This is a genomic window from Variovorax sp. 10L421 (genome assembly GCF_056395365.1).
The window spans coordinates 1-9,720 of record NZ_JBFTJJ010000051.1; the positions used below are offsets into that span (position 1 = coordinate 1).

Annotated in this window: 4 protein-coding genes; all 4 read left to right on the top strand. The window is 70.1% G+C overall.

What is annotated here, in order from left to right:
* Positions 1-405, top strand: a 405-nt coding sequence (locus tag AC1DFC_RS29415) for a phosphopantetheine-binding protein (protein ID WP_478180540.1), incomplete at its 5' end; no start/stop codon positions are given.
* A complete protein-coding gene (locus AC1DFC_RS29420; protein WP_478180541.1) occupies positions 405-5,045 on the top strand; it encodes a type I polyketide synthase in 4,641 nt (1,546 codons plus the stop codon). The genes AC1DFC_RS29415 and AC1DFC_RS29420, both read left to right, overlap by 1 nt.
* A gap of 10 nt (positions 5,046-5,055) precedes the next feature.
* The gene (locus AC1DFC_RS29425; protein WP_478180542.1) at positions 5,056-8,238 is read left to right on the top strand and encodes an amino acid adenylation domain-containing protein; all 3,183 of its coding nucleotides are present in this window, start codon (positions 5,056-5,058) and stop codon (positions 8,236-8,238) included.
* On the top strand, positions 8,172-9,720 hold a 1,549-nt coding region (locus AC1DFC_RS29430), incomplete at its 3' end, for a condensation domain-containing protein (protein ID WP_478180543.1). The genes AC1DFC_RS29425 and AC1DFC_RS29430, both read left to right, overlap by 67 nt.

Here is a 9,720-nt window from a genome sequence, read left to right on the forward strand (position 1 = left end):
TTGCCGCTGAACGCCAACGGCAAGGTGGACCGCAAGGCGCTGCCTGCGCCCGAGTTCACCAGCGACAGGGCGTACGAAGCGCCCCAGGGCGAAGTCGAACAGGCCCTCGCAGCCATCTGGGCCGAAGTCCTGCAGGTCGAGAAGGTCGGCATCCACGACAACTTTTTCGACCTCGGCGGGCACTCGCTGCTGCTGGTCCGTGTGCACCGCCTGCTCGAAGACAGGCTGCGCACCACGGTCCCGCTGGTTCATCTTTTCAAGTACCCCACGGTCGATTCGCTGGCCCGGTGGATGGCACGTGGTGCTGCTGCACCCGCGTCCTCGCCCACGGCCGGCGACGACCGCGCATTGCGCCAGCGCGCCGCCTTGCTTCAACGCCGCCAATCCGCGGAAAGAGTCAACTGATGCACACCCTCGACGAACAGCCGGACCAACCCGAACAACCCGGTGCGACCGGCATCGAGATCGCCATCGTCGGTATGGCGGGCCGCTTCCCCGGTGCCGACGATGTCGATGCGCTCTGGCGCAACATCCGCGACGGCGTGGAGTCCGTGGACAGCTTCACCGACGAGCAGCTGCGCGCGCAAGGCGTCCCGCAGGAACTGCTCGACGACCCGGCCTATGTGAAGTCAGGCACCCGGTTCAAGGGCTTCGACCAGTTCGACGCAGGCTTCTTCGGCTACTCGCCGCGCGAGGCCGAGTACCTCGACCCGCAGCAGCGCATCTTCCTGGAATGCGCATGGGCCGCGCTCGAGCACGCAGGCTGCGACGCGCAGCGCTGGCCGGGCAAGGTCGGCGTGTATGCGGGCGAAGGCCCCAACCTGTACCTGATGCGGCACCTGTTGCCCGCATTCGGCCTGGGCGACGGCCGCGGCATCGCCGACCTGCTGGGCCTCATGAGCGGCAACTCCGGCGGCTCGCTGTGCACCCGCGTGGCCTACAAGCTCGACCTGCACGGCCCCGCCGTGACGGTGCAGACCGCGTGCTCGACATCGCTGGCCGCGGTGCACACCGCCTGCCAGGCGCTGCTGGGCTATGACTGCGACATGGCGCTGGCCGGCGGCGTGTGGCTCAACCTGCTGCAGGACGGCGGCTACCTCTACCAGGAGGGCGCCATCCTCTCGCCCGACGGCCACTGCCGCGCCTTCGACGAGAAGGCCGCCGGCACGGTGATCGGCAGCGGCGCGGGCATCGTGGTGCTCAAGCGCCTGGACGACGCGCTGCGCGACGGCGACACCATCCACGCCGTCATCAAGGGCAGCGCCGCCAACAACGACGGCGCCGACAAGGTCGGCTTCACCGCTCCCAGCGTGAACGGCCAGGCCGAGGTCATCCGCGCGGCGCAGCTGATCGCGGGTGTGAGCGCCGCATCGGTAGGCTATGTCGAGGCGCATGGCACGGGCACGGTGCTCGGCGACCCGATCGAGATGGCCGCGCTGACGCAGGCCTTCCAGGCCGGCTCCGACCGCACGAACTACTGCGCCGTCGGCTCCGTGAAAACCAACATCGGCCACCTCGATGCGGCCGCCGGCGTCACCGGCCTCATCAAGGCGGTGATGGCGTTGAAGCACCGCACACTGCCGGCCAGCCTGCACTTCGAGCGTCCGAATCCGCAGATCGATTTCGCGGCCAGTCCGTTCTACGTCAACGCCGCGACGAAGCCCTGGCCCCCCGGCCCCACGCCACGCCGTGCCGGTGTGAGCTCGTTCGGCATCGGCGGCACCAACGTGCACGTGGTACTCGAAGAGGCACCGGCCGCGAAGCCTGCCGAAAGCTCTTCCGGCTGGCAGGTGCTGCCGCTGTCGGCGCAGAACGCCGCCGCGCTGCAGGAGGCAGGCCAGCGGCTGGGCGCTCATCTCGAAGCATCCGCCGATCAATCGCTTGCGGACATCGCGCACACGCTGCAAAGCGGCCGCCGCGCAATGCCGCTGCGCGCCGCCATCGTCGCCAACGGCCATGCGATGGGCGCGCAGGCGCTGCTCTCGCCCGAGGGCGGTTTCGAGCAGGTGATGCGCGCGCCGGCCAATGCGCCCGAGCTCGCCTTCCTGTTCCCCGGCGGCGGCACGCAGCACGCGAACATGGGTGCCGCGCTGTACCGCGACGACCCGGTGTTCCGTGGCGAGGTCGACCGCTGCTGCGCCTTGCTGAACGACGCCATGGGGATGGACCTGCGCCAGCTGCTGTACCCCGCAGCCGGAGCGGAGGCCGCGGCCGACGAGAAGCTCTCGTGCATCGAGTACACGCAGCCGGCGCTGTTCGTCGTCGAGTACGCGATGGCCCGCGCATGGATGGCGCGGGGCGTGCGGCCCGCCGTGATGCTGGGCCACAGCCTCGGCGAGTACGTGGCCGCCTGCCTGGCCGGCGTGTTCAGCCTCGAAGACGCGCTGCGCATCGTCGCCGCGCGCGGTCGCCTCATGCAGTCGATGCCCGCCGGGGCGATGACGGCCATCACGCTGAGCGAAGCCGGGCTGAAGCCGTTCGTCGGCGCCGGCTGTGACATCGCCGCGGTCAACGGCGAGCAGCTCTGCGTTCTTTCGGGGCCGCTGCAGGCCATCGAGGCGGTCGAGAAGCAACTGCTCGCAAGCGGCCTCCTGCCGCGCCGCCTGCATGTCGCCATCGCGTCGCATTCGGCCATGACCGAGTCGATCGTGGCCGAGCTGCAGAAGGTGATTGCCTCGGTGCCGCGCCATGCGCCGCGCATTCCGTTCATCTCCAACGTCACGGGCGAACCGATCACCGCCGCGCAGGCCACCGACCCGGCCTACTGGGGCCGCCATCTGCGCGGCACGGTGCGCTTCGCCCACGGGCTGGCCGCGCTGCTGCGCGTGAAGGGGCGCGTCGTGCTCGAGGTGGGGCCTGGCGAAACGCTGGCCGGCCTGGCGCGGCAGCATCCGCAAGCCGATTCGGCCGTGGGCATCTGGTCGAGTCAGGCGCATCCGCAGCAACAGGCCCGCAACGAGCGGCAGCTGGCCAGCGTGACCGGTGCGCTCTGGTGCGCTGGCGTCGAGATCGACTGGGCCGCCTGCCGCGCGGGCCAGCCGCGCCGCCAGGTGCCGCTGCCGAGCTACCCGTTCCAGCGCCAGTCGTACTGGGTGGAGGCAGGCACCTTCGAGGGCAGCGCCAACTCCAGGCTTTCGAATCCGGCGGCCGACGCGTTCCACGTGCCGACCTGGAAGCGCACCGAACCGCTGCACGCCGTGCGCAGCCCCGCACCGGCCGGCACCTGCACGCTGGTCTTCGGCGAGGCAGGCGGCCTTGCCGGCCAGCTGGTCCGCCATCTGCGCGAAAGCGCCGATGCGCATCCCGTCGTGTGGGTGGAGCAGGGCCCGGGCTTCGTCGAGATCGGCCCGCGCCACTACGCCGTGCGCCCTGGCGAGCGCGCCGACCACGAGCAGCTGCTGCGCAAGGTGCAGGGCGGGATCGGCCCGGTGTCGAACATCCATCACCTGTGGGGCGTGGATGGCGAGTTCGCTGCGCCTTCCTCGTCGAGCGAGTTGCTGGAGCGCGGCTTCTTCAGCCTGCTGGCCCTGGCGCAGGCGCTGGACAGCACGGCGGGCGGGCGCGAGCGCAAGCTGTTGCTGCAGGTCGTCACCAACCGGATGGAAGACGTGTCGGGCCTGGAGCCGCTGTGTCCCGAGAAGGCCACGCTGTTCAGCCTCGCCAAGGTGATCGGGCAGGAGTATCCGCACATCGGCTGCCGCGTCGTCGACGTGGTGCTGCCCGTGTCCGGCAGCCAGGCCGAGGCATGGCTGGTGGCGCAGCTCGCGGCGGACGCGCCTGCCGCGCGCGACGAGCCGCTCGTGGCCTACCGCGGGCCGCACCGCTGGGTCAAGGGCTACGAGCCGCTGGCGCTGCCGGCGCAGGGGGCCGGGCCGCAACAGCGCCTGCGCACGCACGGCGTCTACCTGATCACCGGTGGCTTGGGCGGCGTGGGCCTGTCGGTGGCGCGGCACCTCGCCAGGTCGTGGCAGGCCAGGCTGGTGCTGCTCGGCCGCTCGCCGCTGCCCGAGCGCGCCGCGTGGGAATCGCTGGCAGCCTCGCCCGAGCAGCCCGCGGCCCTCCGCCAGAAGCTGCTGCAGCTGCTCGAACTCGAAGCCCTGGGCGGCGAAGTGCTCGTGCTGTCGGCGGACGTGGCCGATGCCGCGCAGATGCAGGCCGCGGCCGCGCAGGCCCGGCAGCGCTTCGGCGCCATCCACGGCGTGATCCACGCGGCGGGCCATGCCAGCAGCGGCATGATCAGCCAGCGCACGCGCGCCATGGTCGAGGCCGTGTTCGCGCCCAAGCTGCGCGGCACGCAAATCCTGCTGGAGGCCGTGCGCGGCGAGCCGCTCGACTTCGTGCTCTTCTGTTCATCGATCTCCAGCATGGCCGGCGGCCTGGGCATGAGCGACTACGCCGCCGCCAACGCCTACCTCGACGCACTGGCCGCACAGGCGCGGCGCAGCGCCGGCCACGCGGTCTTCTCGGTCAATTGGGACGCCTGGCGCGACCTGGGCATGGCCGCGGGCATGGTGCTGCCGGAGGGCGTGGGCATGGACGGCCCCGAAGGCGCGCTGGCGCTGGAGCGCATCGTCAACGGGCCGGCGCATGCGCAGGTCGTGATCTCGACGACCGACCTCGCGCAGCGGCTCGGCGAACTCGACAGCGGCATGCTGGCGCTGATCGAGAACAGCCCCCTGGCTCACGCTGCGCGCGCCACGCGCCGCAACCACCCCCGCCCCGCGCTCGACACGCCCTATGTCGCGCCCGGGGGCGATCTCGAAACCGGCCTGGCCGCCGTGTGGCAGGACATGCTGGGCATCACCGCCGTCGGCGTGAACGACAACCTGTTCGAGCTGGGCGGCGACTCGCTGCTGGCCATCCAGATCCTGGCGCGCGTGCGCAAGGCCTACGACATCGAACTGCATCCGGCCGCCTTCTTCAAGGCGCCCACCATCGCCGACCTGGCCCTGCTGGTCGAAACCCGCCTGATCGAAGAGATCGAGAACGCCGACTTGGCCGATGCCGTCGCCGCGGCCACGGATCGCCTGCCCGCCACCGCCTGAAGAACCCGCCATGCCCGAACTCCACGACATCTCCGAGCGTCGCGCCAGCCTGAGCGCGGAACAGCGCGCCAGGCTGAAGGAACGATTGCGCGGCGCAAGCGCCGGCATGCAGCAGCAGGCCGGCACGAGCACCATCCCCCCGCGCCCGCACCGCGACCGCGCGCCGCTGTCCTTCGCCCAGCGCAGGCAGTGGTTCCTGTGGAAGCTGGACCCGGCCCGCACGGCCTACCACCTGAGCGGCGGCCTCGTGCTCGGCGGGCAGCTCGACACCGACGCCCTGCGCGCGAGCTTGCAGGCGCTGGTCGACCGCCACGAGTCGCTGCGCACCGTGTTCCGCGAGGCGGGCGATGGCGAGGCCGAGCAGGTCATCCGGGAAGCGGTGGAGGTCGCGTTGCCCTGCATCGACCTGAGCACGCTCGACGCCGACGCGCGCGACGCCGCGATCCGGCGCGAGGAGCACCGCATTCGCGCCGAGCCCTTCGACCTCACGCACGGCCCGCTGATGCGCGCCGTGCTGCTGAAGACGGATGCGCGAACGCATCGCTTGCTGGTGGTGATGCACCACATCGTGTCGGACGGGTGGTCGGTGCAGCTCACGCTCGACGAACTGGCCGCGCTGTATGCCGCGCGCGTGCACGGCCAGGCCGCGGTGCTGCCTGCGCTGCCCGTCCAGTACGCCGACTACGCCGTGTGGCAGAACCAGTGGCTCGACGGCGGCGAGGGCGAACGGCAGCTCGTCTGGTGGCGCGACCAGCTGGGCACCGGGCAGCCGGTGATCTCGCTGCAAACCGATCGACCGCGCAACGCCGACGGCCGCTACGGCTCGGCGCGCGTCACCGTCGCCTTGCCCGGCGACACGCTTGACCGCCTGCGCCAATCCGCGGCGTCCGAAGGCGCGACGCTGTTCATGGCCCTGCTCGCGGGCTTCAACGCATTGCTGTTCCGGCACACCGGGCAGACCGATGCGCGCGTGGGCGTGCCCATTGCCAACCGCAACCGCGCGGACACGGCGGGCGTGGTGGGCTTCTTCGTCAACACGCAGGTGCTGCGTTCGCAGATCGATGCGAGGACGACGCTGGCGCAACTGCTGGCGCAGACGCGCGACACGGCCATCGGCGCGCAGACCCACCAGGACCTGCCGTTCGAACAGCTGGTCGGCGCGCTGCGGCCGGAACGAAGCTTGAGCGCGAACCCGTTGTTCCAGGTGATGTTCAACCACGTGCGGCGCGACCACCGTTCGCTGGCCGAGTGGCCGGGCGTGTCGGTCGAGCGGCTGGACTTCGAGGAAGAAGACGCGCAGTTCGAACTGACGCTGCAGACGCTGGAGTTCGAGGACGGGCGGGTCGAGGCGAGCTTCCTGTATGCGGACGAGTTGTTCGATCGTGAGACGGTCGAGCGGATGGCGGGGCACTATGTGGCGGTGCTGCAGGCGCTGGCCTGGCGGCGCGAACTGGCGGTGGGCGACGTGCCGCTGGTGGGTGCGGCGGAGCGCGCACAGYTGGCGGCGTGGAGCGGGAACAAGCACCGCCACGAAGGCGCACAGCCCGTGCATCGGCAGATCGAAGCGCATGCGAGGCTGAAGCCCTCGGCCCCCGCGCTGGTCTTCGGYGACGAGGCGCTGAGYTACTCGGAACTCAATGCGCGTGCGAACCGGCTGGCCCATCGCCTGATCGCCYTGGGTGTACGGCAGGACACGTTGGTGGGCCTGTGCGCGGAGCGCTCCACCGAGATGATGGTGGGCATCCTCGCGGTGCTGAAGGCGGGGGGTGCCTACGTTCCACTCGATCCTGAGTACCCCGCAGAGCGCCTGGCCTACATGGTCGGGGACAGCGGCCTCTCGCTGCTGCTCACCCAGCGCCACCTGCGCAGCCTCATCCCTGGCACCGAAGCCCTCCAGGTGCTCGAACTCGACACGCTCGATACCTCTTCGGAGTCCGACGCCGATCCGCAGATCGCYCTTCACGGCGAACACCTCGCCTACGTCATCTACACCTCCGGCTCCACCGGCCGCCCCAAGGGCGCCGCCATCCGCCACGCGGCGCTCTTCAGCTGCATGGCCTGGATGCAGGCGTTCTACACGCTCGAAGGTGCCGATACGGTCCTGCACAAGGCCCCGTTCGGCTTCGACGTGTCCGTCTGGGAGATGTTCTGGCCGCTGACCGCGGGCGCCCGGCTGGTCATCGCCAACCCCGGCGACCACCGCGACCCGGTGCGCCTGGTCGAACTGATCCGGAAGCACCAGATCACGACGCTGAACTTCGTGCCCTCGATGCTGCAGGCCTTCCTGGCCTACGAGGGCATCGAGGCGACGACAAAGTTGAAGCACATCATCTGCGGTGGCGAAGCGATGCCCGCGGCCACGCAGAAGGAAGCGCTGCAGCGACTGGGCGGCGCCACGCTGCAGAACCTGTACGGCCCGACCGAGACCACCATCCACGTCACCCAGTGGACGTGCCGCGACGACGGCAGCACGCAGGTGCCGATCGGACGGCCGATCAGCGACACGCAGGCGCATGTGCTGGATGCGAGCCTGAACGAAGTCCCGGCCGGTGTGGCCGGCGAGCTGTACCTGGGCGGCATCCACCTCGCACGGGGTTACCTGAGGCGAGCCGGCCTGACGGCCGAGCGCTTCATTGCCACCGACAACGGCAACCGGCTGTACCGCACCGGCGACCTGGTGCGCTGGAGCAACGAGGGGCAGCTGGAGTACCTGGGGCGCATCGACCACCAGGTGAAGGTGCGGGGCTTTCGCATCGAGCTGGGGGAGATCGAGGCACAGCTGCAGGCGCAGCCCGAGGTGAGGGAGGCGGTGGTCGTCGCGAACGAAGGCCCCTCGGGTGCAAGGCTGGTCGCTTACGTATCGGGCCAAGGCATCGACACGGCGGCGCTGCGCGAGCGCCTGGGTGAAGCGTTGCCCGACTACATGGTGCCCAGCGTGCTGATGGTGCTCGATGCACTGCCGCTGAACGCCAACGGCAAGGTGGACCGCAAGGCGCTGCCTGCGCCCGAGTTCACCAGCGACAGGGCGTACGAAGCGCCCCAGGGCGAAGTCGAACAGGCCCTCGCAGCCATCTGGGCCGAAGTCCTGCAGGTCGAGAAGGTCGGCTGGCGCTGTCCCATGCGCAGATGCGCCAATGGTTCCTGTGGCAGTTCGACCCGCAGAGCACGGCGTACCACATCAGCGGCGCGCTGAAGCTGGCGGGCCCGCTCGACGTGAGCGCCGTGCGCGCGAGCTTCGACGCGCTGGTGCAGCGCCACGAGTCGCTGCGCACCGTGTTCCGCACCGACGCGCAAGGCCTGGCCGAGCAGGTGATCCGAGAAGCCGCTCCGCTCGACATCGCGGTGGTCGATCTCTCGGCGCTGCGCAACGAGCGAGAGCGCGAAGCGCGCAGCAACGAAGAAGCCTCGCGCCTGAGCCACACGCCCTTCGACCTGGCCGAAGGGCCACTGCTGCGTGTTGGCCTGATCCGCCTGGCGCCCGAGGAACACATGCTCGTCGTGGTGATGCACCACATCGTGTCCGACGGCTGGTCGATGCAGGTCGTGGTCGACGAGTTCGTCGCCCAGTACGGCGCGCACATGCAAGGCGCGACCGCAGCACTGCCGCCGCTGCCGATCCAGTACGCCGACTACGCCGCATGGCAGCGCGACTGGCTGGAGGCCGGCGAGCGGGATCGCCAGCTGGCGTACTGGAAGCAGCACCTCGGCACCGGTCAGCCCGTGCTGCAACTGCCCACCGACCGCGCACGCAACGCGGATGGCCGCTACACCGCGGTACGGCACGGCTTCGAACTGCCGAACGATCTGGTTCGCAAGCTGCACAGGCGCTTGCAGGCCCAGGGCGCGACGCTGTTCATGGGCCTGCTTGCAGGCTTCCAGGTGCTGCTGAACCGCTACACCGGCGAGCCGGACGTTCGCGTGGGCGTGCCCATTGCCAACCGGCACCGGGCGGAGACCGAGAACGTCATCGGCTTCTTCGTCAATACGCAAGTGCTGCGCAACGTGCTGGACGGCCGCGAAAGTCTGTCGCAGGTGCTGGCCCGCGCGAAAGACGCGGCCCTCGGCGCGCAGGCGCATCAGGACTTGCCTTTCGAGCAACTGGTGGAAGCGCTGCAGCCGGAACGCGTTCCTGGCGCGAACCCGCTGTTCCAGGTGCTGTTCAACCATCAGCGGGGTGTCGCTGCTGCGCTGCAGGGTATACCCGGCCTGACGTTGGCCGAGTGCGACCTGGGGGCGCAGGCGGCGCAGTTCGAACTGACGCTGGAAACCACCGAGGACGCCGATGGCCGCGTGCGCGCGAGCCTGCGCTATGCAGCGGAATTGTTCGAGCCGCGGAGCATGGAGCGCATGGCGGACCATTACCTCGCCGTGCTGAACGCCTTTGCCGACCACCCCGAGCAGACGGTGGGCGACGTGGCGCTGCTGGGTGAGGCCGAGCGTGCGCAACTGGCCTCTTGGGGTGCTTGCAGGCAGGCAGCCGAAGCCGGCGAGCCGATCCATCGGCTGATCGAGAAGCAGGTCCGAGCACGCCCCGAAGCACCCGCGCTGTGCTTCGGCGAGCAAACGCTGAGCTACGGCGAACTCAACACACAGGCCAACCGCCTTGCACACCGGCTGATCGCCCGGGGCGTGAAGCCCGAGACCAAGGTGGGCATCGCGGTGGAACGCTCCATCG

Coding starts and splice junctions, on each gene's coding strand:
- AC1DFC_RS29420 (WP_478180541.1), top strand. CDS start 405: ATGCACACCCTCGACGAACAGCCGGACCAACCCGAACAACCCGGTGCG.